Here is a 26,992-nt window from a genome sequence, read left to right on the forward strand (position 1 = left end):
CACTCAACATCGAATAACGAACTTTTTTATCACGCAATAGCATGAGCGATACAAACGGACAAACCAACAACCCAAACACCGACAACAAATACCTGGACATGGACCTGCTGCGCTTTACGACGGCAGGGAGTGTGGATGACGGGAAGAGTACGCTGATCGGGCGGCTGTTCTACGACTCCAAATCCATTTTTGAAGACCAGATGGAAGCCATCGAGCAGTCCAGTAAATCCAGCGGGGAAGAAGACGTGAACCTGGCGCTGCTGACCGACGGGCTGAAAGCCGAGCGCGAGCAGAAGATCACCATTGACGTGGCCTACCGCTACTTTGCCACCCCGAAACGAAAATTTATTATTGCCGACACGCCCGGCCACACCCAGTACACCCGCAACATGGTGACGGGGGCCTCGACGGCCGACCTGGCCGTGATCCTGGTGGACGCCTCGAAGGGACTGCTGACGCAGTCGCGGCGCCACGCCTTTATCTCCTCGCTGCTGCGCATCCCGCACCTGGTGGTGGCGGTCAATAAGATGGACCTGGTGGACTACGACGAGAAGGTATTCAACGAGATCGTGAGCGAGTTTCGGGCCTTTGCCAAGAAACTGAACATCACCGACGTAACCTACATCCCGATCTCGGCCCTGAAGGGCGACAATGTGGTGAGCAAGAGCGAGAACACGCCGTGGTACAACGGCTCGTCGCTGCTGCACCACCTGGAGAATGTGAAAGTGGACGCCGATGAGAACGTGGTGGACTTCCGCTTCCCGGTGCAGTATGTGATCCGCCCGCACCAGAACTTCCGGGGCTTCTCCGGTCGCATCGCCTCCGGGCACATCCGCCCCGGTGATGAGATTAAGGTGCTCCCCTCGGGGCTGACCTCCAAGGTGAAGGAAGTGGTGACGCGCGAGGGGAACCTCGAGATCGCTTATCCCGGAGATTCGGTGACGCTGACAACCGAAGACGAAATTGACATCTCCCGCGGGGACATGATTGTGCGTAAGGACAACGTGCCGACGGTGCGCAATAACTTTGAGGCCTACGTGTGCTGGATGAACGAGAAGCCGCTGGAGCCGGGCAAGCAGTACGTGCTGCAGCACACCACACGGACCACGCAGGTGTTTGCCGAGGAGATTGTCTACCGGATGAACGTGGACAGCCTCAACCGGGAAGAGGCGGGGAGCCTGGAGCTCAACGAAATCGGGCGGGTGAAGCTGACGACCAGCCAGCCGCTGTTTTTTGACGCCTACCAGATCAACAAGAAGACCGGGAGCTTCATCATCATCGACCCGACCACGAACGTGACGGTGGGCGCGGGGATGATGCGGGCCGGCTCGACGGTATCGAAAGAAGAAGAAACTAACAACTCAGAACTAAGCACTCAACACTCCCCTAACGTGGTGTGGGAAGACTGGAACATTCCGCGCGAAGAGCGCGAGAAGCGCCACGGGCACAAGGCTCAGCTCATCTGGCTGACGGGGATCTCCGGGGCGGGCAAGAGCACGATAGCGCGGGCGGCCGAGCAGAAACTCTGGGAGCAAGGCAAGCAGACGATGCTGCTCGACGGCGACCAGGTGCGCCATGGGCTTAACGGCGACCTGGGCTTTAGCCCGGCCGACCGTACGGAGAACATCCGCCGGGTAGGCCAGCTGAGCCGGCTGTTTTATGAGCACGGCAACATTGTGCTGTGCACCTTTGTCTCGCCCTTCGCGAAAGACCGCGAGGCGGTGAAAGCCTTATTCCCGGAGGGAGCCTTTAAGGAAGTACACATTACCTGCGCCCCCGAAACGGCACAGGAGCGCGACCCGAAAGGCCTCTACAAGAAAGCCGAGGAGGGTGAAATCACCGGGCTGACCGGCTTTGATGCGGCCCACCAGGCCCCCGAAGACCCGGCCCTGACCATCAACACCGACGAGGTGTCGGTAGAAGAGGCCGTGAAGCAAATCCTCGAGCTTATTGGGCAAGGGGAAGCCTGAGGTTAATTTTAAATCGTTTTAAATCAAGCCGAAGGAAAAACTCTCCTTCGGTTTTTTTTTAGTTTTTATTTGGCCATCAAAGTTCAGCCTTGTAATCACTTTTATACTAATATTAGCTTGAGTTCGATATAAAATATGTCATTGCTGTACCTGGTAGGTATCTTGATGACAAGCCTGAAGATAGACTCCGGGGCTCCGACAACAGGAACATCAAGCTTCGCTCCGAAGGAAAAAGGGGGGGAGTAATTTTAACAGAAGCTTTGGCAGTCCATCCAAAAAAACAGAGCTGGCCAACCCTGGGCTACACTTTTATATCAGCAAGTTTAAAAATATTATGAGGGACTAAATAGGGATCAGAATGTATAGGTTAACCTAAACCTGTGCGTGATATGTAGCATGTTATTTACATAAATGTAGCTAACCCTCTACCCACTAATTTTTCAGCAAACACAAGACCAAAAAAGCCCGCTAACGTAAATCAGCGGGCTTTTCAATGGAATGGTAAAAGTTAAATTCAAGAAGAGAAGTGTTGCTTATAATGCAGCTTTTTCTTCCTCGTAATAATCTTTGTATGCTCGTTTGTAATAATAGTAATTAGTGTAATAATCACTACTTCTCTTAGGATCAAATGCATTAAGTACCAGCCCAACAATATTGGCGTTAAGGTGCTTAAGACCATCCAAAGTAAAATCGAGTTCCTTTTTAGAGGTTAGTCCAAAGCGGGCCACAACGATAATTCCATCCGTGAGGCGCAGAAGAGAGGCTGAGTCAGATATAATCCCATAAGGAGCAGTATCAAGAATAATGTGATCGTACTTGTCCTTAAGTTTGTCAATAACCGTTTTCAAGCGTTGGCTATCCAACACACTTGCAGGCTCGGGGGTTTTCTTACCGGCGCAAATTACATCAACATTAGGAGCGATGGTCTCTTTGATGCAATTATCAAAGCCTGCAGTTTCGAAAAGAAGTTCAACCAAACCAGGCTCTCTGTTTTCACCAAAAACTTTATGCATGGTAGGTCGTCTTAAGTCAAGATCTACTACCAGTACGCTTTTTTCAGCTTCCGCAAAGGTAACGGCAAGGTTAGCGGCTATGGTACTCTTTCCTTCACCTTTTGCCGAACTTGAAACCATCAACACTTTGTAGTCTTTATCCGGATCGGAATAAACCGTGTTGATTCTTAACCTTCTATATGCCTCAGAAATAGGGGAGATATGATCAAGGAAGGTCAGTAATTGATTAGAAACGGATTTACCCTGAATCAGTTGTTTACCGTCAGGATCTAAAGAGTCAATGATCTTAAAATCAGGGATATTGCCAAGGAACGGTACGTTGTATTTTTTGAGAAAGTCAGATGATTTGATACTGTCATCCAGCGCTTCGCGGATAAAAATAAATCCAGCTCCTAAGATCCCACCTAATAAGAAACCAATCAGAACCCAAAGCTTTTTTTGAGGTTTGATAGGGTTTTTGGGAACTACAGCGTAGTCGAGTGGACGCCCTAAGCCAAATTGGGTACGTTCCCAAAGATTCATTTCAGCAAACTGATTAGAAACCAGTAAATAAAGTTCTTCGTTTATTTTCACATCTCTCTTAAGACGTGCCAGTTCAATAATGTCTTCCGGTAGTTCCTCAAACCGTTCATTAAAAGAAGCTATACGTTCATCTAAAGCTTCTATTTGTGTTTCATATTGTGATCTTTCAACCCTGAGTTGAATTAACTTTTCATTAATATCAATGATTTTTTGGCCAATATTACCTGTTTCACTTCCTAAAAAGCTAAGAGCTAAGCTAGATTTGGAATCGATCAAGTTTTCAGCAATTGATCGAATCTGACTTTGAACACGATTAATTTGCTGATCAATTTTTTTGAGTTCAGGATGGTCGGGATTGTCCTCTAATTCTGGATTATTAGCAAGCAAGAGTAATTTTTCAGTCTCAAGCTCTGCTAAAGCAAACTGGAAGTTTGTCAACCTTGGGGTTACACTTTCTGAAAACTGGTCGGCTAAACCTGGTTTAATTTCGTCGAGCTGACTTTCATAAGTCTCAATAGCAGAATTAACGGCGACATATTGTACCCGTATTTCTTGCTTTTTTGTCTCAAGAGTAGTGATAGTGTTTATGAGTTGCTGTGTTTGTGCGTCTGTTGCTATTAGCATAGACTCATCCATAAACTGCTCGAGCTCATTTTCAGTTTGTTCTAGCTGATCTTCAATATTTTCTCTTTCACCCCTTAGAAAGCTTAACGCAGAGGTAGCCATAGCTCTATTCTGCTCTGTAGAAAGCTGAGAGTAAGTATCCATAACTAAATTGGTTACGAAAGCTGCTTCTTCTGGTAGAGGGCTCTCAAAACCTATTCGAACAATGTCAGTTTCTTGATCTACTTGAACAGCGCTTAAATTATCTCTAATTCTTTGGGCCACAGTATCAATACTGGTGGTAGTTGAATCTTCAGGATATGCTCTCCACAATACTGGGTATTTAAATCCAGCTTCTGACAACTCTTTTGACATAAGGCTGTCGGCTACATCTTCACTCAGTGTTCTGGATTTAATAATTTGAAGTTCGTTGGCAATGGTACTACCCACACCGATACCATAGGTTGTGGTTAAGAGATTAGAGAGGTCTGAACCAGCATAAGAATACCGATTTTTGCTTTCACTAATAAATAGTGTACCATCACTTTTATAAATGGGTATTTGACTTATAGCAAGAATAGCAGCTAATACTGAAAAAACACCCACAAAGAGGATCAATGTCCATTTGTTGCGTAAAAGGGTGCCAAATAATTTGAAGAGATCTATTTCATCATCATCTTCAGTGTTGTTTCCGAAAGAATTGTTTCCGAATGTACCCAGACTTCCATTACCGTTGGCATGGAATCCATTTTGACCATTTCCATAGGGATGGTGGTGATTATTGGAGAATGAACTCATAAATTTATCGCTTTTTTCCTTGACGAAATTAATTTAACAAATTAATAGCAAAAACTTATACCTGCTGAAACCAAATTAACTTGAAAGTAAATGAATTTATGCGAAAAGCAGATTTAATTAAAAAATTCTATTATTTACAGCAGGTTAAAAGAATTCAAGATATTAATTTAAATTACCTAAAAGAAGGTTTAAGTTCATACTTAAATTAAAATTCTAAGCTTTTTAAGCCAGATAGCTATATAAGTGAGTAGAATCGCGATTTTATCTGATATACATGGAAATATGCCTGCATTGAAGGCAGTTCTTAAAGCTCTTGATGAGAAAAATCCAGAAGTTTGGATCTGCTTGGGAGATTTGGTAGGATATGGCCCTCATCCTGATGAGTGCATAAATGAAATAAGAAAACGAGATTTTATTTGTGTGAAGGGTAATCACGATGCGGGAATTACCGGTGAGCTATCTAAAGAAGTTTTTAGGCAACCTAACAGAAAGGTGATTGATCTTTCAGAAGACATAGTATCTGAGGAGCAAAAAAAATGGGTACGGGATTTACCACTAATCGCTACTAATACAGAAGGTGATACAAAATGGATAGCTGCTCATGCATCCCCGGTAAATCCATCCAAATGGGAATATTTGGAGAGCGCCTTTAAAATGCGCCCTATGCTTGCCGAATTAGAACAGCAGTTTTGTTTCATTGGACATACCCATCGTCCTGCTTTAGTCTCGGAACAAATTGGAATTAATAAATTTCAACCAGGTCTGAAGTATTTTATAAATCCCGGTAGCGTAGGGCAATCAAGAGACGGTGATTATCGGGCTTCTTGCGCATTTTTAGATACCGAGAAAGGTATCTACGAAAATATAAGAGTAGAATATGAGATGGAAGGTGTATTGTCTGATTTGCAAAGTCTTGGATTTTCCAGAAGAGAGGCAGAGTATTTGTTGAAAGTATAAAGCAATTCTTCTGAGAAGCTTATTTTGTAAACCTTTTAAGGAACAAAGAGATTAAAATTTAATAACTGTAGTTTGAAGTTGTATTTTTTCTATTTTTCTAAGTATAAATCATTAAATATTATAAGTGATATGAAAGCAATTTACGGCCTGGTTTTGGTCATCTTTTTATCAATGGGGGTAGAGCTTGCTCAAGCTCAGTATAGGCAAACACCAATGTCTCAACAGTTTAGGTTAGGAGAGCGCATAATACGTATAGCTGAACCGGGAGAATTGGCTGATTCGGTCAATGTCTGGGGAGATGTGGGAAGCTCAGGCCGCTATTTGGTTCCAAAAGGAACTACGCTGCCACTTTTATTATCCTACAGCTTTGGTCCACAAACACTCCGTGATGGACAAACAAACCTCGATTGGTCCAAGATGCGGGTAGAAATCAACATTCAGGAATTTAATCAGGATCAAGAACTGGTAGAAATAAAAAAATTCGAGTATCACTTTGAGGAACCCTTCCCTGATGGAATGTATACATTTGAATTAGAAAATAACCATACGGTGACGGTCAGGGTTAAACGCCGTCCTTCATTCAGGGATTACTTGGGAGTATTTGCATCGAGTGTTTCTGCTATTGTGTCAACAGTGTTGCTGATTGATAGACTTAAAAACGGTGCTAATTAATTAAACCCAACTATTACTGTAATTTGAACCTAATTTAAATTACAGCTGTTTCCCAATCTCAATAATATCCCCCAGAACACCGGCAGCCGTTACATTACGGCCCGCTCCGGGACCTTGAATGGTAATGGGGGAATCTGCATATCTCTTGGTATATATTTGCAAAAGGTTGTCGGTTCCTTTTAGGCCAGCCAGTGGTGAATCAGCTTTAACTTCTTCCACGCCTACTTTAATTCCATCAGGACTGAAAGTGCCGGTGTAACGTAACTTGCGGTTATTTACCATAGCCTGGGCATTTCTGCTTTTCCAATGGCCATCATAGTCAGGTAAATGTTTGAGGAACTCATCTGTAGAAAGTGTAATGAGTTTTTCAGGCACCAGGGTATCTACTCTTATATCATCGCGCTCAAAAGTGTATCCGCTGGTTCGTGCAAGTATCAAGAATTTCCGTGCCACGTCTTCTCCTGAAAGGTCATCCCTGGGATCGGGTTCTGAATAGCCCTGTTGCTTGGCTTTATGTACGGCCTCACTGAAAGAAACTCCGTTTTGAAGTTGGGTAAACAAATAAGTCATAGTTCCGGAAGCAACGCCGGTGATTTTTGTGATCTCATCCCCGGTATTAAGCAAAGTATTCAGGGTGCTCACAATCGGCAAACCAGCTCCAACGGCTGTCTCGTAATGGTAATGGGTGCCGTTCTGAGTTGCTTTCAACAGTTTGTTGAAATACTCCTGTTCAAAAGTGTTGGCCCGTTTACTGGGAGTCGCAATATGTATGCCATTTGTCAATAGTTGGTAGTAGGCACGTGCTACGTTAGCACTGCCCGTAGCGTCCACAAACACCGGATTTTCATACTTTTGGTCAATTAGGCGTGCGGGAATGGTATCCCAGTTAGTTTTTTCTCCATCCTTTTTCAGCATTTTCGAATCAAGCATATCGATATCGGGATTCCACAATGTGAAGGAGCTATTGCATACTCCGATAATTTCCAGTTCAAAAGCACTGGAATTCAATTGGTTAATTTGGCGAACTAAAGTGCCGCCTACTGCTCCGATACCCGCAATGAAAACGGAGAGTTTCTTCTTTTGGGAAATGGGCAGTATATGAGGTGCTGAGCTTGTTTTTTTCAAACCGTAATTCAGGATTTTATTTTAGTGAGTGAGTGGTAAAAGTTATTGAGTTCAACATTTAGTTGATCAAATTCGATCAGAAAAGCATCGTGGCCGTAAGGCGATTCAAGCTCGGCCAACCGGCTGTTGGGAATGAGCTGGGCGAGTTCTTGTTGCTCTTCAATGGGATAAAGCTTGTCACTGGTAAAGCCGATCACCAATACGGGAATATCCAGCTTTCTCAGTATTTCTTTAAACGTGCCCCGCCCGCGTGCTACATCATGAAAGTCCATAGCCTTGGATAGCGTTACGTAGGTGTTGGCGTCAAAACGTTCTACCAGTTTTTGGCCTTGATAATTTAAGTAGGATTCTACCTGGTAGACATCTTTTTGAGGGTGAACATCGCGCCCAAACTTCTGTTCGTAATTCTCAGGCGTGCGGTAGGTAATCATAGCCATGGCACGGGCGGCTGCCAATCCTTTTTTAGGGGGATTTTTTTCATCATAAAACCCATCATTCCAATGTGCATCAGCATAAATAGCCATGCGTTGTGCTTCGCTGATGCCAATGGCCCAGGCCGTGTGTGCCTTCCCCATGCCCATCACGCAGGCTCGTTCAATACGGTCGTCCATTACGGCAAATTCCAGGGCTGTCATGCCACCTAATGAACCACCAACCATGAGTTCTATTCCATTGATTTCCAGATCATCTAGAAGCTGTTGATTAAATCGCACGATATCACGGATGGTAATATTCGGAAAATCAGCCTGGTAGGGCTTGCCGGTTTCTGGGTTAATAGAGGTGGGACCTGTACTTCCGTAACAACTTCCGAGAATATTGGGGCACAGAATAAAATGTCTGTCGGGGTCAAAGGGTTTGTCTTTGCCGAACAAACCGCCAAACCATTCATCAGCTTCGGTATTGCCTGTTAATGCATGGCATATAAATACCACATTGTCCCTGTTTTCATTAAGAGAGCCCCAGCTTTGGTAAGCAATTTGTGGCTTTTCCAGAACAAATCCACTCTCCGTGGTAAAAGGAGTATCAAAAGTAAGTACTTCAGGTTTCGCCATGTATTCCTGGATTATAGTAGAAGGGACGAAAATGGCATTGCGTCCCTTCTATTGGGTTAATTCACATAAGTCAATTCCCCTTGCACCGGTACAGGATTTTGTATGATATCCAGTACGGGACAGTTCTTCAGGGAAATGTCTTTTAGTTGTTCAAGTTTCTTTGGATCGTCTTCGTCGGTTTCAATAACCGTTTCGTATTTCACATTGGTAAAACCGGGCCGGGTATTATCCAGGTTGAAAAAACCATGGAGATCCAGATCACCGGTTACCTCTACCTTTACGGATTTCAGTTTAATACCGAGTTGACCGGCATGTGCTTTAATCACTATTTCCTGGCAGGCTGCAAAAGCACCTAACACGTATTCCACGGGGTTCGGTCCTTCATTCTGTCCGCCAAGACTTTCGGGTTCATCTGAGATAAATTCAAAGTTCCGGGCCTTAATGCTTGAGCGGAAGCCTTCTGTCAATTCAGAAGTAGCCGTAAAGCTCACATCTGCATTATCGGCTTTTTCTTTCACTGCTGAAATCACGCCGCTAAGCGTTTCATTTAATTTGTCATCAATGTGTGTTTGAGTTGTTACTGTAGACATAGGTTGTGTATTTTGTAATTCGTTGAGTTGTTTCCGGATCCATCCGGGAATGATTGATAAAAGGGGAGCGAGGCCGTAAAACTCGCTCCCTTTATTTTAATGAGCAGCGGACGATATGCTGCTTACAGGTTGAAGTTTCTTTTCCCTTTAAATGGTGGCAAAAGCTTTGTCAAAGTCTTCGATGATGTCATCGATGTGCTCGATACCTACCGACACACGGATCAGATCATCTTTAACACCACTGGCTGCCTGCTCTTCTTCATTTAACTGCTGGTGAGTAGTAGAAGCAGGATGAATAACCAGTGTTTTGGCATCTCCAACATTCGCCAGGTGGCTCGATACTTGCACATTCTCAATGAAATTGCGAGCTGCATCGTAACCGCCTTTCACTCCAAAGGTAAAGGTGGAACCAAAGTGACCGGGCTTCAGATATTTTTTGGCACGCTCGTGGTGGTCGTGCTCTGGCAGTCCGGTAAAGTTTATCCACTCAACAGCATCTTGATCTTTCAGCCAATCTGCCAATTTTAAGGCATTCTCGTTATGGCGTTCTACACGCAATGATAGCGTTTCGAGGCCTTGCAGCAGCAGGAAGCTGTTGAACGGAGACTGAGCCGGGCCGAAATCACGCAGGCCTTCAACACGTGCGCGGATGGCAAAAGCAATGTTGCCAAACGGACCGTCTTCGCCAAATACTTCCCAGAAATTCAAGCCGTGATACGAAGGAGAAGGCTCGCTGAAACCGGGATATTTGCCATTGCCCCAATTGAAATTTCCGCCGTCTACAATTACGCCGCCGATAGAGGTTCCATGACCGCCAATCCACTTGGTAGCTGAAGCTGTTACCACGTTAGCGCCGTGTTTTAAGGGTTGAACCAGTGCGCCGCCTGCACCAAAGGTGTTATCTACCACCAGCGCAATGTCGTGCTTTTTGGCCAGGGCAGAAAGGCCTTCAAAATCGGCCACATTCCCGCGCGGATTTCCAATGGACTCTACATAAATAGCTTTGGTGTCATCGTCAATTTGTTTCTCGAATTCTTCAACCGTGTCTTGTTCGGCAAAACGCACCTCAATACCCAGGCGTGGCAGCGAAACTTTAAACTGATTGTAGGTTCCGCCATAAAGGTTTTGCGTGGATACAATGTTATCGCCTTGCTGTGCCAGGTTGGTGATGGCGAGGAACTGGGCAGCCTGTCCCGATGCGGTAGCCAGAGCGGCTGTTCCGCCTTCCAATGCGGCCAGACGTTTTTCAAATACATCCGTTGTCGGGTTCATGATACGCGTGTAAATGTTGCCGAATTCTTTCAGCGCAAACAGGTTGGCGGCGTGATCGGTATCATCAAAATTAAACGAAGTAGTTTGATAAATGGGAACTGCACGAGAACCGGTGGTTGGGTCAGGTTCTTGTCCCGCATGTAGTTGTAGGGTTTCAAATTTTAAGTCGCGTTGTTCTTTTTCGTTACTCATAATGGTTAGGGTTGTTGAGTGAGTATTTATTTTTTGTTGATTGTATAAAAGTCTTAGCCGGCTTCCTGTGCCTCAAGTTTGGGCCGAATCAAAAACTGGTGGTCCACTTTAATGCAACGTTTTTGGATGAAGGCAATGTCCCGGGCTTCCACTTTTTCTTGTTCTTCGGGGTGATCGCCCGTTCCCAGTTGCAGCCAAATGGCCTTAGGGTTTACCTCCAGTGCTTCATTTACGGCACCCGGGATGTCTTCCGGCCGGCGAAAAATATCTACCACATCTACGTCAAAAGGGATGCTTTTCAAATCGGGATAGCTTTTTTCGCCTAATATTTCATCCGCGGCTGGATTTACCGGCACAATTTTATAGCCGGCTTTCTGCAAATAACGCGCTACATACTGGCTGTCGCGATGGCGGTTGCGGGAAATGCCCACCACAGCAATGGTTTCTACTTCTTCCAGCAGCTCTTCCACGCGGTCGGTTTCAAGAGAAAGCGTTTCATTAGCTCTCATCTTTTTCACATACCAGTTGTTAAATGTACTTCGCATATTTAATCCTAATTCAAAAATCTAAATTCAACATGTCATCGCGAGGAGTAACTTAGTTTACATCAAGGCTTCTTTTCTTCCGACGAAGCGATCTCCCTGAACTAATTGGGATCTCGTTTTCGGTAGATTGCTTCATCGTTATAATTCTGAAACCTGTATCTAACTTGTGAGCTCCTCGTAATGACAGCCCAAAGTTGATTCAAAATTATTAAAACAAAAAAAGCCTCTTCCGGGATGAATCCGAAAGAGGCTTTTTTAATGAAGACCTTGTCGAACTCATCTTTTCCATTCCGCCAAATGCAGAACAGACAGGATGTAGCACCTTTTCTCCCAATATTGCTATCGGGCGACGGTTGCCAAGGCTTCACAGGACCTGATCCCTCCACCTTTCTCAATGAGAATGCAACTATTTTAAAGAACGTTTATACATCAACCAACAAAAAAGCCCTTCTGAGTTACATTCAAAAGGGCTGTGTTTGAAAATCGTTATCGTATACCTTAGCCCTTATGCCTGCGCAGTGCACATACACATCATCGTTGTACAAGAGCGGGTGGTATTTTGTTGGATTAAATTCATGGCTCCAATGTTAAGGGGAGATTTTGGAAGGTGCAAATTATTTTTTGAGAATTGCAAACTATTCCTAAAATAGTCGTAATATTTCTTGATTAAACCACCTGAGAGGTAGTTCGTCCCAAGCTTTTCCGGGCGACGAGATCAGTTGTGTAGATCGCAACAAGAATAAATACATCACATCTATGAAAACAAAAATATGCTGGATGACAGTATGCCTGCTTGTGGCTTCATCCGGTATTACTGCACAAGTAAGAACCATTCCTAAAGTGGAGAAAAGTTCGATACAGAAGTTCATTGAAAAAACTTCTAAGCTAAAACACCTTGCAAAGAACAAGCAAAAAGCTGAACAGGAAGACCTGATTACCGGCCTCGATATCATTTACTATGATATGGGCAGCTGGTTTTATGGTACGCGGGTAGATTTCAACTATGAATCGGGTTTGCTGACCCAACAAATAGCTGAATCCAGGGTTGATACTGAATGGATAGTTGAGTCTAAGATGACAAACACTTATACCAATGGCCGTTTAACTCAGGAGTTGTATGAAGAGTTGAATTATATGAGCGGCGAGCTTGAGCCTTATGAGCGATATTCTTATTCCTACAACAATGAGGTACTGGCTGAGGTGGTATATGAAGAGTGGGTGGATGGTAAATGGGTTATTGGTTATAAAGATACTTTCACTATTACCAATGGACAGATCTCGGAAGGCATCATTTACTATTGGGTAGATGATACGGAAGACTGGGAAGCGATGGAGCGTTACTCCATGGAAGAAACTAATGACACTCTGATTTATACCACTCAAGTACGATGGGAAACTGAAGAATGGGAAAATTATGAGCGTGATATGTATCCCGGTTTAACCGTACAGGGACTCCTGGATTATGTATTCAGTTTTAATGCTACTCTCCATTTGTCAGCTATATTGATCTACAATCAATTTCCGGATTATATCTACCAGGAATGGGATGGTGAAAAATGGTTAAATATAGAGCAGCAGTATAGCACCTTATACCATAGTTCAAACCAGTTGTTAGAAACCAAATATATCAATACCGTTACCTGGGAAGAAGGAGAACCGGTTCCAAGTACAAGTTTGGTGCATTATTACAATGAGAAAGAGAATCCTGACTCTACTGTATTAAATATCAATAATGGCTGGGGAGAAAATCAGGAATGGTCGGTTTACATGAGGGAAAACTACACCTATTCCCAAGAAGGATTGATGGATGAAATAAATGTATCCTTTGGTAGCCTGATAGCCTACCAGTATAAATTTGAGTGGAATGGTGTTTCTGTAAGCAATGAAAATCCTGAGAAACCTACTACTTTTAAGCTGAATAACGCTTATCCCAATCCATTTAATCCTACCACCAATATTAGCTATTCTGTAGCACAGCCCGGATACGTTAAATTGATGGTGTACGACATGCTGGGACGTTATATAACTACCTTGGTTAATGGTATGCAGTCATCGGGTGACCACACGGTACAGTTTAATGCAGCCGGACTTTCCAGTGGCATGTATATTGTACGGATGGAAGCTCCGGGCTACATCAAAACCCAAAAAATGACATTGCTTAAGTAAGCTTCAATACGTTGAATGAAAAAGCCTCGCAGTATCCGTGAGGCTTTTTTTCTGTGTAGTATCAACGCTTAGTTAATATAATTGCTACACCACCAGAAGGTGCCAAGTTGAGGTCCATAGAATCCGATGCAGTCACATTTTGCGTTTCAATTATATAATCCTCTGCATGTTTATCCGCGTTGATCCCATCTTTAAAGATTTCTGCTTCATACTTTCCATCTTCCAGAAAATCTAAATCAACAGTGAGTTCACGGCTTTCCTCGTTACTCATCCCTCCAATGTACCAGGTATCTCCTTTTCTGCGAGCGGTAACCAGGAATTCACCTACTTGTCCGGCCAGTGGAATGGTTTGATCCCAGGTAGTGGGGATGGAAGCCATAAATTGAGCCGTTTCTTCTTCATCTTGGTAATTGGTGGGAGTGTCGGCCATCATTTGCAGCGGACTTTCATATAAAATGAATTTGGCAACTTCGGCTGCACGGGTTCCCATCACCATAGGACGGAAATGGCTTACTCTGTGATTTCCAGGCTGGGTGTTAGTGAGTCCTCCGGGGGTGAAGTCTATCGGACCCGGCACCATGCGGATGAAGGGGATGGTAACATTATGGGTGGGGGTCACATTCTGGCTCCACTTGTTATACTCCAGGCCCATCACGCCTTCTCGAGTGATTACATTAGGGTAAGTACGTCGGATGCCTGACGGTTTGTAGGCTCCGTGGAAGTTCACCAGCAGTTCTCGTTCGGCTGCGGCTTGGGCTGTTTTTTCGTAGAAATTGACCATCCACTGGTCATCACGGTTCATAAAATCCACTTTGATGCCTTTTGCGCCCCAATTGGCAAAAGCATCCAGCGCTTCATCAAACTGATCGTTGAGCGTGCGCCAAACCACCCACAAGATGATGCCCACATTCTTTTCTTCACCATAGCGGATGAGCTCCTTCACATCCACGTTTTCGCTGATATCCAACAAATCTCCCAAGTTGTACCACCCTTCATCCAGAATCACGTATTCAATGCCATGCGCCGAGGCAAAATCGATGTAGTATTTATAGGTTTGTGTGTTCACTCCTGATTCGAAATCCACGCCTTTCAGGTTTAAAGCATTCCACCAGTCCCAGGCCACTTTGCCCGGTTTGATCCAATCTGTGTCAATTTCTGATTCATCGGCTAACTGATACACCAGGTCGTTGCTGAGCAGGTCGGTATCTTTTTCTGCCACTCCAAAAATTCGCCAGGGGAAATTTCTAGTACCGGAAGTTTTGGCAAGATGATTCTGACGGGTTACTACTTCCCGGTAGCGATCAGTAACGTCGGTAGTTTTGTCGGGATAGCTGGGGAAGGTAGCACTAATGCCCTCTGCCGTTTTGATAGCCCACATCCCCGCATAGTCACGCAAGCCGGATTCCATTAGGATAATTTTATGAGCCCCGGTTTCACCAAATAATACGGGAAGGCTTGCGAGGTTGTGTGGAGATAAGGTATCCAGTTTGGCATGCAGGTAGTTGCGCTCGTTGGAGGAAAAGAAGCCATCTTCAAGCGGATACCAGGTTTCTGTATTTTGAGGGAACTGCAGATCGTATTGCTCATCGTTTATGGTGATTTGCCCCTCCAGATTGGTTTCCAGCCGGTGTGCTACCCCATTATCAAAAACACGAAAACGGATGGTGTAATCTTCATATTCTAAAGCTAATTCACGGTAGTCATTTTCTATCTCCGCATTTTTGGTTGGCGTAACAGGACGAATAATTTCCGAATGTGAAGATTCTTTGGTGTCAATAAGTGCCGCTTCTCCCAGTTCCAGTTTCTGGTTGTTGATTTTATATCCAATTTCAGCCTGTTCCAGTATTGTTTTCCCATTCAACTGAATGGAATAGGTTACAGGATTGCCGACATAAATATCCACACTGAGATCATTATCGGGCGAGGAAACAGAGTGAGTTTGGGCCTGGGCAATGGTACAAAAAAGACCCAGCAACAGCGTAAAGAAAGCCTTCATGATTTTTTGAAATGAAGTTAAGGTTGGTTAGGAGAAAAGGAAATAAGGCAAATCCCGAGATAAGTTCAAATGAATTGATTAAATAGAATGAATATTCATTTTTTGGATTTATTTACACTCTATTTCTGTTGAACCATCTGAATTGGGATATCAGGCGTCTATATCAAAACTATTATTCAACTTTTACCTGAGGCATCCCACCAAATAATTATTAGCATTAAATATTTAGATTATTAATGAGCGATCAACCATTATTAAAACCACTTAAAAACGATCATTTAGAATTAGAAAACCGGGTAGTAATGGCACCTATGACACGGAGCCGTGCCAATAACGAAGGCAACGTACCCAACGGAGATTTACAGGGATTGTATTATGAACAACGGGCTTCGGCCGGACTCATCATCTCTGAAGGTTCTCAGATATCCGAGAAAGCCGTAGGCTACATCAACACGCCTGGAATTCATACAGAAAAACAGGTGGAGGGCTGGAAAGAAGTGACGGACCGTGTTCATAAAGCCGGCGGAAAGATCTTTATCCAACTTTGGCATGTAGGCCGGATTTCACACCCGGATTTTCATGACGGAGAGCTACCCCATGCACCTTCTGCGATCAACCCGGAACAGCAGTCTTACACGCCAGAAGGCTTTAAGGATACGGTTACTCCAAAGGAGATGACCATTGACGACATAAAGCAAACGGTACAGGATTTTCGTAACGCAGCGGCTAACGCAATGAAGGCTGGTTTTGATGGAGTGGAGATTCATTCCTCCAACGGCTATCTCATCCACCAGTTTTTTAATGGAACCTCAAACCAACGCAGCGATGAATATGGTGGCAGCATTGAAAACAGGGCACGGTTCTTTTTTGAAGTGCTGGATGCTATAAAAGAAGAAGTGCCTGAGCATAAAATCGGTGCCCGTTTTAACCCCTCTCTGCATGGGGCTTTTGGGATGGAGATGGACGAGGAAACCATCCCAACTTTTGATTATGTGATCAGCAAACTCAATGACTATAATCTGGCTTATATTCATTTATCAGAACCATTCACGGATGTGTCGGATATTCCATATGCTGTAGACGAAATAGCCAAGCACTACCGTCCGATGTATGACGGAACCCTTATGATTAACGGCGGTTTTGATCAGGAAAGCGGCAATAAAGTAATTGAAGAAGGGCATGCCGATTTGGTATCCTTTGCCAAGCTCTACATCTCTAATCCTGATTTGGTAGAGCGCTTTGAGCACGGTCTTGAATTAGCTGAATGGGATGAGGATACGTTCTATACCCCGGGTAAGGAGGGCTATACCGATTATCCCAAGGCTGAAGAAGCAGAAAGCTGATTTCTGATCAATAGATTCAATTAATTATTAATCCTGAATTTGGCTTTCAACGAAGCCGGATTCAGGATTTTCTTGTATTAGCAGTTGTCTCGGCTGTTTGAATGATGTAAGCTTAGTCACAAGGTTCATCAGGATCATCATAATGATGATGGTCCATGAGAATGAATTTGAGATTGGAATCACGGTCAAAAAGTGGCCGGCGAAAAGTATAAGTGGATCTTTTTGAGGGTGTACTAGGAATTCCTTCAATGTCTTCCACCTGAATTTGTCTGATTAACTCTTCCGTTTCAACATCCAGCAAGGATAAAGTTTGACGGTCATTAGAAAGTATGGCAACTTTATCTTCAGAGGGAAAAGCATAATCGATATCAGAAATAATATTGACCAGACGAATGGTTTTATTATCGGAAACCCGGAGATAATCACGGCCATTGTTAAAGGTAATTGATTCCCCGTCAATGCCCATTACAAATTTCTTGCCGGTAGTTTCGGGAGTTAATTCTTTGCCATCGGTAGAAATGACTCTAAAACTATCGGAACCGTATACGAGAATTGAGTTTCCCCGAACCATAAGGTTTGTTTTTGAAGGTTCTACAGAGATGAGTGAGTCGAGACGGGCTTGTTCTGCATTATATTTAACCAGGAAAGCCTCAGAAAAGAAGTCATTGTAGTAGAAGTTGGTATTCGTGGAATCCGAAGTAATTAAATAATCATTTCTAGCTGAGATGAAATAGGCATTTTTATCCACATCGTATCTTGGGGAGTGGAACATAGAATAACCAAACTTGTTGTTAGCTCGGAAAGTGGTTTCCGAATAAGCCAAAGTATCTAAATGCGATGAGCTAAGATCCCAATCCAAAACAACGGATTCCCGGTAATACATGGGGTGAGACACGCCTTCATTATAAGGGTCGTCAAGTGAACTAAACTCAAAAATAGCAAACACGGTACTAGAAGAAAGGGGAAGCAAGTCAATATTTCGGTCATGTATATAATAATCAGACAAATTACTGTAGATGTTTAAGTCCACAGAATTCTGCTCATTAAACCCATAATTGATGAATATTGGAAGATGATCAAAATAGAAACTGGCGGTACCATCTGCTGTAGTTCTGATATCTCTTATTCCGTAATAAATATCTGGGTAAGCATCTATGCTACTGTAATTAAAAACAGTTTCGTTATTCCAGTTAGATAAATCATCCTCGGATTCAAATATGTATAAATCAGTACCATAGCTGGTAGTTTCATATCCACCACCAAGCATACAACCAAAATCAAAACATCCATTTATAAAGAATAGTGAAACGATGAGTAGCGAGGCTAGTTTGGTATTCATATCAGGAATGCTTTTTTATGATGACATAATACATTCCATCAACTTTTATGAAGTTTGAAATCGCTGATGGAGAATCAGGAAATTTTTTAGTGAATACTTCCGTCTTTTGGCCATAGTTATCAAATGAAAAGACTTTTAGAAACTCACGTCCTGTAAAAGTGTGACCTTCGGTTTCTCTATAGTGATATATCAACAGTAGTTTTTGTTTTTGCTCATCATATTGCACAACGGCATCCTGGGTAGACTCTTCAAATGGATGTAGCTTAACGAGCTTTTTTGTTAAGGGGTTGTAAGTCCATAATCCCTTGCTATTTACAAAAGCCAGAGAAGAATCAGTGATGGCTGTAGTAGTGTTAATAAAACCAAAGTAGGGGCTTAATTGGGTAGAGATTGTATTCCATGGACCCGTCTTAGAGTCAAAAACCAGAAGCTCACGACTATAACCTATAACAAACGAAAACCGGTTATTCAGAGTGCCAGCATAATATTTAAAGGGAATATCCAGACTTGGTACGTTATCAATCTTTACTGCATTGGCTGAGTTTGACTCAAATTTTGGTACTTCAATAGCATTTAAAAGGTGATAATAAGGATTCATGGAGAGCCGGGTACCCAAACTATCTTTAACCATCATCTGCATTACATTATAGCCATATAGTTCGTAGCCTGTTAGATTGATGCGATGTGAAGAGATGGTTTTACTTAGAAACCGATCTTGAGAAGGACGTTCTGCATGTAATTCATAGATATTTTCGTAGAACGGATTATTTGGATCTTCTGTATTAAACTTTTGTACGGTAATTGAGGTAACCACCGAATCAGATACTGCATCATCCCATCTTACGATATCTTTATTCCTGATCAGCCTAAACCAAGGTCCCAGTTGGTTATCATCATAAGACAATGAATACCGCGAAATATATTTTAGATCTTTTGAAGCGATTAAAATAGTGCTTGCCCCAGGGTGTATGGCAAGGTGTTTTTCATTTGTTAATGTGATATATAATTGATCTTGCCACCATCCTTCTCCAAAGTCTGGACCCAGTTTTAGTGGTTTGGTTTGAACTTCATTTTCATTGAAAACCAAAAATACATAGTGTGGCCCATCAATAGTTTCTTGTCCCCCATCAATCAGTGAGCATTGAGAAATGCTTAATCCTCCGAAAAGCAAAAGTGTAAATAAGATGACTCTCTTTTCCATCTTGACTGGTTTATAATTAATTGCCAGATAATGCGGAATTTAGAGACCTATTTCAAATTCTCCGTTTTTTTCATTGAAGCATCCGCCATTTCTTTGTGATAAGCTTTCAATCTGGAGGTGAGTTGGTTGTCATTCATGGCCAGCATGCGTACCGCCAGTAAGCCGGCATTTTGAGCTTTACCGATGGCTACAGTAGCTACGGGAATCCCGTTGGGCATCTGCACGATGGAGTACAAGCTATCCACGCCACCTAAAGCCGAAGTTTTAACCGGTACTCCAATTACCGGCAGGGTAGTGTGACTGGCCAGCATACCTGGCAGGTGAGCAGCACCACCGGCCCCGGCAATAATAATCTGAATACCACGGCTTTTGGCTTCCTTTCCATATTCGGCCATCACATCGGGGGTACGGTGTGCTGAAACCACGCGTTTTTCGTAAGGTACTTCAAAGTGGTCAAGAATTTCAGTGGCTTCTTTCATGGTAGACCAGTCACTATCGCTTCCCATTACTACGCCGACGATTGGATTGCTCATGATTTGGATATACTTGCTTTGGAATTAATAATTGAGAAGGAATATAGAATTCAGAACTCAGAAATCAGAATTTCTGAAAGGGGAAATGTTTCTGGGTTTTTGTCTGGCAGAAAGGCATGACTTCCCTCCCTGCAAAATCAGCAAGCTGATTTTCCGGTCCCTCCATGAGGGACACAGGGTTCTTGGCTTTCGATAAATTGCTGGTATATGTTTACCTGTTTTATTAGGCAAGAAAACCTAACTCTCTTTGGAGAGAGACAGATTTCAGCTTGCTGCAAATCAGAGACAGGGCCGTGGGGATGAGGGTAAGTAGATGAATATAGGATGTTATTAGAAATCGACAAAAAAATGCACGGCTCAGGCGAGCCGTGGTGCATTGGCTGCGATGTGTGTTAATTCATATAAAGTAAATATACGAGATAAAAGTAACGGAACTAACCACATGAAGAACAGGGGCCATGCGTTGGAACGAAATGACATATTGCTAACCAACATTTCAACATGACATAACAATATAAAGTTTCTGTGAACCACAAAAACTACATACCCATGTCGTGTATTTTTTTTGATAGTTTTCATTATTTCGTTAACGTAATTTTACAATATAACGATATAACTAGTAGAAAATATAGCCTTAAATAAATTAGAAATATAATGAAACCCTATAGATTATTACTGCTACTAAGTTGTGTACTTTTAATTGCTTATGCATGTCATATACCGGCTCAAGCCCAACAATTTCAATTGCCTTTACTTGATAAAAAAGAACTGCTCGAAAATAGACACTTGGAGCGAGCATCAAGTGCGTATAAACCCTCTCAAACAACCTCAGTAGGAAATAATGAAGAAATTGGGGCCCACCTAACTCCACGAAATACGGGAGAAAATTCACTTTCTTCGTATTATAATGTTAATGGATTTGCAGACAGTCAGGGACGGTATTATTTCATGTCTTCTGGGTACGCCAATTATGCAGTTGATATATTAGATGGGTCAACCTGGAGCCATCTTGAAGTGGGAGAAGAACTGGCGGGGCCTCCGTTGGATATGATCGAAGTTCAAAACGGGAATATATGGGTGTTAACAAATTACGGTGCTTATCAATATGACAGTAATTGGGAGGAGATTTCCAGTTATCAATTAGCCGATTCTGATACCATGTCGAACCAAATGCAGCAAGGCATATTAGACTCACAAGGACGATTGTGGATCTATCATCAGCCCGATTATTCTAATAACTATGACCCTGAAACAGGACAACAGGAACAGGTGTTAGAAAAAATTGGTGGGATTTCCGTGTATGATCCTGACCAAGAAACGGTAATAGCTCGTTCCGATACCATGGATTATGAAATCATTGATAACCTGTCCTTAGCAGGTGCCCGGGAAATGACGGTTGATGATGACGGCCGGGTTTGGGTTGTTGTGCAACCTACGGATTCAACAAGCAGCGGAATTGCCGTCTTCGAACCATCCTTAAACTATGTTCAGTCCTTTACTCCTGACAACAGTAATTTGGGTGATGACATCATCGCAATAGCTGCAGACTACAATGGAACTGTCTGGGGTAGTTTAGCCGACAGTAGCATCGCCTATTATGAATACAGCAAATGGAATAATTATGACGATACCTCTGAAATTTTTGATTCCTACTGTGTGGATTTAACATTAGGGTCCGATAACCAATTGTATTGTGCCCAGGAAGGAAGCAATGTCCTCGTTTATGACGGCTCATCCTGGAGTGAAATGCCGGAAATTGTCGATGGACAGGATTTTTCAGCTATTGAGACAATAGTAAGTAATCAGGATGGCTCCGATATGTTTTTGAAAAATACCTCCGAAAAAGCCGGGGTTTTTCTCAAAGAGGAGGACACTTGGGCTTTTTACTCCACTTGGTCTGATAACGGACTTTTTTCAAATGTTATACTTGGCTTGTCGGTTGATGAGAAAAACGGCCTTTGGGCGAGTGGATTCTACGGTACTTCATACTTTGATGGTACCGACTGGACCTATTACGATGAAACAGACGGATTAGCAGACAAATATTCCTGGAAAATTCATGCAGCTTCTGATGGCACCGTATGGTTTGGGACTACAGGCGATGACCTTTCCTATCTTGAAGAGGGTGAATTTCATATTGTGGACGAATATCCGGGCTTTTACGGAGAGGGAATGTATGAAGACCGCGATGGAAACATGTGGTTTGGCCACTACCAAACGGAAGATGGCGGGATCTTAATGTATGACGGGGAGGATTTCACTCACTTTCCAATGGACACTAGAACGATAGGAGGCGTTGTCCTTTCTTTTGCACAGGGTCCCGATGACTTTATATATGCTACCTCATCAACCTCAACGGGTTTGCATCTTATTCAATATGACGGAGATGAATGGTCCAAATGGAGCCCCTATCCTGATTCGGTTCTGACTGTAGGTTATACAAAATTAGCGGCTGATCAAGAACACAATCTATGGTTTTTAGATGAAGACGGCCTCAGGAAATGGGATGGTGAAAATTTAGCAACATATCAATTTCCTGAGGGAAAAGAGACTGGCGCTACAGAAGCAATGGAAGTAGATTCGGATGGAAATATTTGGATGGAATTATCCAATAGAAACAATGTAAGTGTTGGAGTATTTAAAGTAGATGAGGAAGAATGGGTAATCCATGATTTACCAAACTCACAAGGAATTTATGACATTAAACATGATGGAAACGGTAATACCTGGATTGCATCTTATCCTAATGGAATTTATAAGTTTAATGCCGGAATAACGGTACCGACAGAATCAGAACCCGATACGCCTGAACGATTTACGCTCGAACAAAACTACCCGAACCCGTTTAATCCAACTACAAATATAGTTTATAATCTACCTGAAGCAGTGAATGGAATAACGGTAAGTGTGTACAACGTTTTGGGTAAAAAAGTAGCCACGCTGGTTAACGGCGAAACCCAAAGTGCCGGACAACACCAGGTAACATTTGATGCTACGGAATTTTCAAGTGGTGTCTATTTTTACCGAATTGAAAGCAAGCAGTTTACCACTTCCAAAAAAATGATGTTGATCAAATAATATGTTCTGGCAACTTGTATCGTCAGATTTAATATTCGAGAATGCAGATACGCAATCAGTTAACCTGAATATCAAGTTGCTTGGAGAGCTGAGTTATTTCCTCATTCCGGTACTCCCAGACTGTGTGAAAAGAATTCCATTGTTGACATGAAGTTTAATTAGGGAAAACAGCTTATTTGAGCCAACCCTGGAAGTGTTCTAAACCCTTCCAGGTTTTTCTCCTAAATAATTAATGAACCTTCATAAAAAATTTGAGTTATTATACAGGTTGTCCGAGCCGGAATGCTCATTGGAGACACTGTTTCAACCGAATTAGGGGTTCCTCAAAAAGTAACGCCGTGCTGTTTGAAGGCAAATGAAAATGTTAAAGATTGCCGAATCAGGTTTCAGATATCAGGATAAAACCAATTCAAAATTCAACATTTAGCATTCCAAATTTCCTACCCTAAATCTCAATATTCCTGGTTACATGCATAGCCGTTTTATAGGTTTCCTCAAGATTGTCCCCCAATAACGTGTAATGTGCCATCTTGCGGCCTACTTTACTGTCGATTTTTCCATAGACATGCAAATGACCGTTTTCAGTTTCTAAGGCTTCTTTAATGTGATCGGTCTCAGCCGGACGTTTATGGGTTCCCAGCAGGTTGATCATGGCCACGGCGGGTTTATTGAGTTTGGTAGAGCCAAGGGGGAGATCAAGCACAGCACGCACATGATTTTCAAATTGGGAAGCTACCGCTCCCTCAATAGTGTAGTGACCAGAATTGTGTGGGCGCGGGGCTGATTCATTCAGCAGAATTTCACCGTCTTCGGTCAAGAAAAATTCAAAAGCGATGATACCCTTTGCGTCAATAGCTTCCATCGCTTTCACAGCCAACTCTTGGGCACGTTCCTGGAAGTGTGAGTCAACAGGTGCGGGGGATAAAACGGCTACACAAATGTGATCTTCCTGCACGGTTTCGCAGCAAGGATACACGGCTATACCGGTTTCGTTTCGGGCTACTTGGACCGCCAGCTCATTGGTGAAATCCACAAATGCTTCGGCAATGATGTCCTGCCCGGCATTACCGCCCAGGTTATCGAACGCTTCTTTGGCTGATTCCAAGTTTTTGACGGTTTCGTTTCCATAGCCATCATATCCGCCTTTGGATGACTTGAGCAGGTACGGCCAGCCGTGTTCTTCCCCAAAATCCTTCAAATCCAATTCATCCTTAATCAAACTGTAAGGCGTTACGGGAATGCCGGCATCTTCAAAAGTCTGTTTCTCAATGAGTTTGTTTTCGATGAGGGCAAAAGTCTCAGGAGAGGGATAGATAGGCGTGCCACTTTTATCACGAACTTCCTTCAGGATGTCTGAACTGATGAATTCATTTTCCAGAGTGATGACATCGCAGCCTTTGGCGAATTCTACCATGTCATCCACAGAATCAAAAGATCCGGAGGTGGAATAAGGCGTCATGAATTGGACCGGTTCGTTTTCGGTTCGATCTGAAAAAACAGCGACTTGAATACCAAAACGAAAAGCTTCAAGTGCGCTCATGCGGGCCAGCTGTCCGGCGCCTAAAAATCCAAGTTTGAGTGTAGCAGGAAGTGATGTACGTGACATATCGGGTTTTTCTTTTAAAGGTAAGAATATTTTGAGTTATGCGTTGCTATTGCCGAAGTAAACAAAACTTTAGGTGCTTTGGTTTTCGTCTATTAATACACAGACGAATTTCTTAATTTTGAAGCCGATAAAAATCAGCCCAACCTATGGATATAGAAGCAAAATTAGAGTCAATTAAATCCCGGTTCGAAGAAGTAAATGCAGCGATGAGCGACCCAGCTGTGTTTGACGACCCGGATAAATACACCGCCCTCACCAAAGAACGTAGTGATCTGGAAGAACTGGTGAAGGATTATGATACCTGGAAAGATCTGAAGAATCGGCAAGAGGGAAATAAAGAGCTCATCGAGATGGATGAGGACCCGGAGATTACCGAGATGGCGAAGATGGAAAATGCCGAGATTAAGGATCAGCTGGTGAAGCTGGAAGAAGAGATCAAGATGAAATTGATTCCTAAAGATCCCGAGGATTCCAAAAATGCCATTGTGGAGATCCGTGCGGGCACTGGCGGCGATGAAGCCGCTATTTTTGCCGGTGATTTGTTTGATATGTACCGTCGCTATTCCGATAAAAAGGGCTGGAAGATGAGTCTCATGAATATTGCAGACTCAGAAAAGGGCGGATATAAAGAAATCGTATTCACGCTTGAAGGCGAAGAAGTTTTTGGGTTGATGAAGTACGAGAGTGGCGTGCATCGCGTGCAACGGGTTCCAGAGACGGAAAGTCAGGGCCGTGTGCATACCTCTGCAGCTACCGTAGCGGTATTGCCTGAGGTGGAAGAAGTGGACATTGATTTAAACATGAGTGATATCCGTGTGGATACTTTCCGTGCCAGTGGCGCCGGGGGCCAGCACGTAAACAAAACGGATTCGGCTATTCGTCTTACACACGAGCCTACGGGCATTGTGGTAGAATGCCAAGAAGAGCGTTCACAGCATCAAAACAAAGAAAAAGCAATGACGATGCTGCGCTCCAAAATGTACGACATCGAACTGGAGCAAAAGCAGAAAGAGCGGGCCGCAGAACGTAAAAGCCAGGTTTCCACTGGCGACCGTTCCGCAAAAATCCGCACTTACAATTATCCGCAGGGACGTATTACCGATCACCGTATCAACCTGACGCTGTACAACCTCGATAACATCATGAAAGGTGATATCGGAGAAGTAATAGATGCGCTCCGCGTTCAGGAAAACCTGGATAAGCTAAATGCCATGGCGGAGCAGTAGGTTGAGATTTAAAATTTAAGATTCAAGATTAAAAATTGAATCATCTTTAATTTTAAATCTTGAATTTTTAATCCCTGAGGTCATTTAGTCTTGCAAGTGCTTAAACCAAATGGAGCATACAGCGGGCAAAAACTTACCAGGCTGGTGAGTACAAAGATGGCGGCAAGCACCAGCAACACGATGCCCCATGTACCTGTAACTGTTCCAGTGTAATAGAGAACCACAAAGATGGCAGCTAAAATAAAGCGAATGATTTTATCGGCAGATCCCATATTCTTTTTCATAGTTACCTCATTTTTATCGTTATAAGTACCAGTCAATCAAAAATACTACGGCCGTAACTAATAGCAGACAGAGTACGCACACAGCAAAGAATTTTAGTATTTTCATGCCACAATAAACAGAGTTTCTGAAGGTTTTGTGAACTATTGGTAGTTACAAAATTCGCAGGTAAAAGTTTTCACTCACTAAATAATATTACTGAAAATGAACACACAACATTTAACAGCAGAACAGGTCCAGTCCATACAGACCAGTTTTATCAATAAAGTGTACGGCTGGATGGCGCTTGCCCTGGCCATCACAGGTTTCGTAGCCATGCGCGTGGCTAGTTCCGAAACCATGATTAATATCATAGCCGGCAATCAGGTCGTCTTTTTTATTCTTGTGATTGCCGAGCTTGGATTGGTCGTTTGGCTCTCCAGCGCCATTGAGCGGATGAATGCCAACATGGCCATTGGATTATTTCTATTGTATTCGGCCTTAAATGGGCTCACTTTTTCCATCCTGTTTCTCGTATATACAGCAGGCTCTATTGCCTCCACCTTTTTTATTACCGCCGGTACTTTTGGGGTGATGAGCGCCTATGGCTACTTCACAAAGTCTGACCTTTCCAGCTGGGGCAATATCTTGTTCATGGGCCTGATCGGAATTATCATTGCCAGCGTGGTAAATATTTTCTGGCACAATGAAACGTTGTATTGGGGCATCACCTATATTGGTGTACTGGTATTTGTGGGATTAACGGCCTATGACACCCAAAAAATTAAACGCATGAGCCTGGAAATGGATATTAATTCCGAAGAGGGCAGCAAAGGAGCCATTATGGGCGCTTTGGCCTTGTACCTTGATTTCATCAACCTCTTCATCATGCTGCTGCGCATTTTTGGAGATCGCAAGTAGGGAAGAATCTC

20 protein-coding genes and 1 riboswitch are annotated in these 26,992 nt (G+C 43.2%); of the genes, 8 read left to right on the plus strand and 12 right to left on the minus strand.

Translation table 11 applies throughout. The annotated features are described in order from the left end of the window. The first annotated feature begins 41 nt into the window (after positions 1–41). Positions 42–1,970, plus strand: a complete 1,929-nt coding sequence (gene cysN / locus FN815_RS05620) for a sulfate adenylyltransferase subunit CysN (protein ID WP_142453648.1) — start codon at positions 42–44, stop codon at positions 1,968–1,970. A gap of 533 nt (positions 1,971–2,503) precedes the next feature. Here cysN and FN815_RS05625 read toward each other — a convergent pair. Continuing rightward, positions 2,504–4,906 carry a GumC family protein gene (locus tag FN815_RS05625; RefSeq protein WP_142453649.1) on the minus strand — a complete coding sequence of 801 codons (2,403 nt, stop codon included), beginning with the start codon at positions 4,904–4,906 and terminating at the stop codon, positions 2,504–2,506. Positions 4,907–5,149: 243 nt separating this feature from the next. Here FN815_RS05625 and FN815_RS05630 point away from each other — a divergent pair, with 243 nt between their 5' ends. Both FN815_RS05630 and FN815_RS05635 read left to right on the plus strand, forming a co-directional pair. Next, a complete protein-coding gene (locus FN815_RS05630) occupies positions 5,150–5,863 on the plus strand; it encodes a metallophosphoesterase family protein (protein WP_142453650.1) in 714 nt (237 codons plus the stop codon). A 129-nt stretch (positions 5,864–5,992) separates the two neighbouring features. Next, on the plus strand, positions 5,993–6,535 hold the full coding sequence (locus FN815_RS05635) for a hypothetical protein (protein WP_142453651.1): 543 nt from the start codon (positions 5,993–5,995) through the stop codon (positions 6,533–6,535). A gap of 39 nt (positions 6,536–6,574) precedes the next feature. On the opposite strand, the gene FN815_RS05640 is transcribed toward FN815_RS05635, so the two are convergent. The 5 genes from FN815_RS05640 to FN815_RS05660 form a co-directional block, all read right to left on the minus strand. After that, positions 6,575–7,660 carry a homoserine dehydrogenase family protein gene (locus tag FN815_RS05640; protein WP_246075166.1) on the minus strand — a complete coding sequence of 362 codons (1,086 nt, stop codon included), beginning with the start codon at positions 7,658–7,660 and terminating at the stop codon, positions 6,575–6,577. 8 nt (positions 7,661–7,668) lie between these two features. Next, entirely contained in the window at positions 7,669–8,712 is a 1,044-nt protein-coding gene (metX, locus tag FN815_RS05645) for a homoserine O-acetyltransferase MetX (RefSeq protein ID WP_142453653.1), read from the minus strand. Between the two features lie 56 nt (positions 8,713–8,768). Next, positions 8,769–9,302 (minus strand): OsmC family protein, encoded by a 534-nt coding sequence (locus FN815_RS05650; RefSeq protein ID WP_142453654.1) that lies wholly within the window; start codon positions 9,300–9,302, stop codon positions 8,769–8,771. Between the two features lie 147 nt (positions 9,303–9,449). Further along, positions 9,450–10,766 (minus strand): O-acetylhomoserine aminocarboxypropyltransferase/cysteine synthase family protein, encoded by a 1,317-nt coding sequence (locus FN815_RS05655; protein ID WP_142453655.1) that lies wholly within the window; start codon positions 10,764–10,766, stop codon positions 9,450–9,452. A gap of 53 nt (positions 10,767–10,819) precedes the next feature. Next, the gene (locus tag FN815_RS05660; RefSeq protein ID WP_221930253.1) at positions 10,820–11,311 is read right to left on the minus strand and encodes a CoA-binding protein; all 492 of its coding nucleotides are present in this window, start codon (positions 11,309–11,311) and stop codon (positions 10,820–10,822) included. Positions 11,312–11,584: 273 nt separating this feature from the next. Further along, positions 11,585–11,712: riboswitch (SAM riboswitch) on the minus strand. 355 nt (positions 11,713–12,067) lie between these two features. Between FN815_RS05660 and FN815_RS05665 the strand changes: the two genes are divergently transcribed. Next, the gene (locus FN815_RS05665) at positions 12,068–13,477 is read left to right on the plus strand and encodes a T9SS type A sorting domain-containing protein (protein WP_142453656.1); all 1,410 of its coding nucleotides are present in this window, start codon (positions 12,068–12,070) and stop codon (positions 13,475–13,477) included. A gap of 61 nt (positions 13,478–13,538) precedes the next feature. Here the strand turns inward: FN815_RS05665 and FN815_RS05670 are convergent, their stop codons facing one another. Continuing rightward, a complete protein-coding gene (locus FN815_RS05670; protein WP_142453657.1) occupies positions 13,539–15,473 on the minus strand; it encodes a glycoside hydrolase family 97 protein in 1,935 nt (644 codons plus the stop codon). Positions 15,474–15,709: 236 nt separating this feature from the next. On the opposite strand from FN815_RS05670, the gene FN815_RS05675 reads away from it, so the two are divergent. Continuing rightward, a complete protein-coding gene (locus FN815_RS05675) occupies positions 15,710–16,816 on the plus strand; it encodes an alkene reductase (RefSeq protein ID WP_142453658.1) in 1,107 nt (368 codons plus the stop codon). A gap of 112 nt (positions 16,817–16,928) precedes the next feature. Here the strand turns inward: FN815_RS05675 and FN815_RS05680 are convergent, their stop codons facing one another. Genes FN815_RS05680 through purE form a run of 3 tightly spaced genes read right to left on the minus strand, consistent with a single transcriptional unit; the run spans position 16,929 to position 19,889 of the window. Further along, a complete protein-coding gene (locus FN815_RS05680; protein WP_142453659.1) occupies positions 16,929–18,155 on the minus strand; it encodes a hypothetical protein in 1,227 nt (408 codons plus the stop codon). A gap of 1 nt (position 18,156) precedes the next feature. Continuing rightward, on the minus strand, positions 18,157–19,356 hold the full coding sequence (locus tag FN815_RS05685; protein ID WP_142453660.1) for a hypothetical protein: 1,200 nt from the start codon (positions 19,354–19,356) through the stop codon (positions 18,157–18,159). 47 nt (positions 19,357–19,403) lie between these two features. Continuing rightward, positions 19,404–19,889: a 5-(carboxyamino)imidazole ribonucleotide mutase gene (purE, locus tag FN815_RS05690; RefSeq protein ID WP_142453661.1), complete on the minus strand. Its 486-nt coding sequence runs from the start codon at positions 19,887–19,889 to the stop codon at positions 19,404–19,406. 786 nt (positions 19,890–20,675) lie between these two features. On the opposite strand from purE, the gene FN815_RS05695 reads away from it, so the two are divergent. After that, a complete protein-coding gene (locus FN815_RS05695; RefSeq protein ID WP_221930254.1) occupies positions 20,676–22,967 on the plus strand; it encodes a Periplasmic ligand-binding sensor domain-containing protein in 2,292 nt (763 codons plus the stop codon). 445 nt (positions 22,968–23,412) lie between these two features. Here the strand turns inward: FN815_RS05695 and FN815_RS05700 are convergent, their stop codons facing one another. Beyond that, the gene (locus FN815_RS05700) at positions 23,413–24,573 is read right to left on the minus strand and encodes a 5-(carboxyamino)imidazole ribonucleotide synthase (protein ID WP_142453663.1); all 1,161 of its coding nucleotides are present in this window, start codon (positions 24,571–24,573) and stop codon (positions 23,413–23,415) included. Positions 24,574–24,719: 146 nt separating this feature from the next. Between FN815_RS05700 and prfA the strand changes: the two genes are divergently transcribed. Continuing rightward, on the plus strand, positions 24,720–25,799 hold the full coding sequence (gene prfA / locus FN815_RS05705) for a peptide chain release factor 1 (RefSeq protein WP_142453664.1): 1,080 nt from the start codon (positions 24,720–24,722) through the stop codon (positions 25,797–25,799). Between the two features lie 80 nt (positions 25,800–25,879). Here prfA and FN815_RS05710 read toward each other — a convergent pair whose 3' ends face one another. Beyond that, complete coding sequence (locus FN815_RS05710) at positions 25,880–26,083, minus strand: YgaP family membrane protein (RefSeq protein ID WP_142453665.1); 204 nt, start codon at positions 26,081–26,083, stop codon at positions 25,880–25,882. A 202-nt stretch (positions 26,084–26,285) separates the two neighbouring features. Here FN815_RS05710 and FN815_RS05715 point away from each other — a divergent pair, with 202 nt between their 5' ends. Continuing rightward, positions 26,286–26,981: a Bax inhibitor-1/YccA family protein gene (locus tag FN815_RS05715; RefSeq protein ID WP_142453666.1), complete on the plus strand. Its 696-nt coding sequence runs from the start codon at positions 26,286–26,288 to the stop codon at positions 26,979–26,981. The last annotated feature ends 11 nt before the right edge of the window (positions 26,982–26,992 follow it).

This window comes from Gracilimonas mengyeensis (assembly GCF_900182705.1).
Taxonomy (GTDB): Bacteria; Bacteroidota; Rhodothermia; order Balneolales; family Balneolaceae; genus Gracilimonas; species Gracilimonas mengyeensis.

Excerpts from the sequence above, each read along its gene's own strand:
- prfA (WP_142453664.1), top strand. The coding sequence starts at position 24,720 with ATGGATATAGAAGCAAAATTAGAGTCAATTAAATCCCGGTTCGAAGAA.
- FN815_RS05680 (WP_142453659.1), bottom strand. The coding sequence starts at position 18,155 with ATGAATACCAAACTAGCCTCGCTACTCATCGTTTCACTATTCTTTATA.
- FN815_RS05685 (WP_142453660.1), bottom strand. The coding sequence starts at position 19,356 with ATGGAAAAGAGAGTCATCTTATTTACACTTTTGCTTTTCGGAGGATTA.
- FN815_RS05655 (WP_142453655.1), bottom strand. The coding sequence starts at position 10,766 with ATGAGTAACGAAAAAGAACAACGCGACTTAAAATTTGAAACCCTACAA.
- FN815_RS05700 (WP_142453663.1), bottom strand. The coding sequence starts at position 24,573 with ATGTCACGTACATCACTTCCTGCTACACTCAAACTTGGATTTTTAGGC.
- FN815_RS05635 (WP_142453651.1), top strand. The coding sequence starts at position 5,993 with ATGAAAGCAATTTACGGCCTGGTTTTGGTCATCTTTTTATCAATGGGG.
- FN815_RS05625 (WP_142453649.1), bottom strand. The coding sequence starts at position 4,906 with ATGAGTTCATTCTCCAATAATCACCACCATCCCTATGGAAATGGTCAA.
- FN815_RS05660 (WP_221930253.1), bottom strand. The coding sequence starts at position 11,311 with ATGCGAAGTACATTTAACAACTGGTATGTGAAAAAGATGAGAGCTAAT.
- purE (WP_142453661.1), bottom strand. The coding sequence starts at position 19,889 with ATGAGCAATCCAATCGTCGGCGTAGTAATGGGAAGCGATAGTGACTGG.
- FN815_RS05675 (WP_142453658.1), top strand. The coding sequence starts at position 15,710 with ATGAGCGATCAACCATTATTAAAACCACTTAAAAACGATCATTTAGAA.
- metX (WP_142453653.1), bottom strand. The coding sequence starts at position 8,712 with ATGGCGAAACCTGAAGTACTTACTTTTGATACTCCTTTTACCACGGAG.
- FN815_RS05670 (WP_142453657.1), bottom strand. The coding sequence starts at position 15,473 with ATGAAGGCTTTCTTTACGCTGTTGCTGGGTCTTTTTTGTACCATTGCC.
- cysN (WP_142453648.1), top strand. The coding sequence starts at position 42 with ATGAGCGATACAAACGGACAAACCAACAACCCAAACACCGACAACAAA.
- FN815_RS05715 (WP_142453666.1), top strand. The coding sequence starts at position 26,286 with ATGAACACACAACATTTAACAGCAGAACAGGTCCAGTCCATACAGACC.
- FN815_RS05710 (WP_142453665.1), bottom strand. The coding sequence starts at position 26,083 with ATGAAAAAGAATATGGGATCTGCCGATAAAATCATTCGCTTTATTTTA.
- FN815_RS05665 (WP_142453656.1), top strand. The coding sequence starts at position 12,068 with ATGAAAACAAAAATATGCTGGATGACAGTATGCCTGCTTGTGGCTTCA.
- FN815_RS05650 (WP_142453654.1), bottom strand. The coding sequence starts at position 9,302 with ATGTCTACAGTAACAACTCAAACACACATTGATGACAAATTAAATGAA.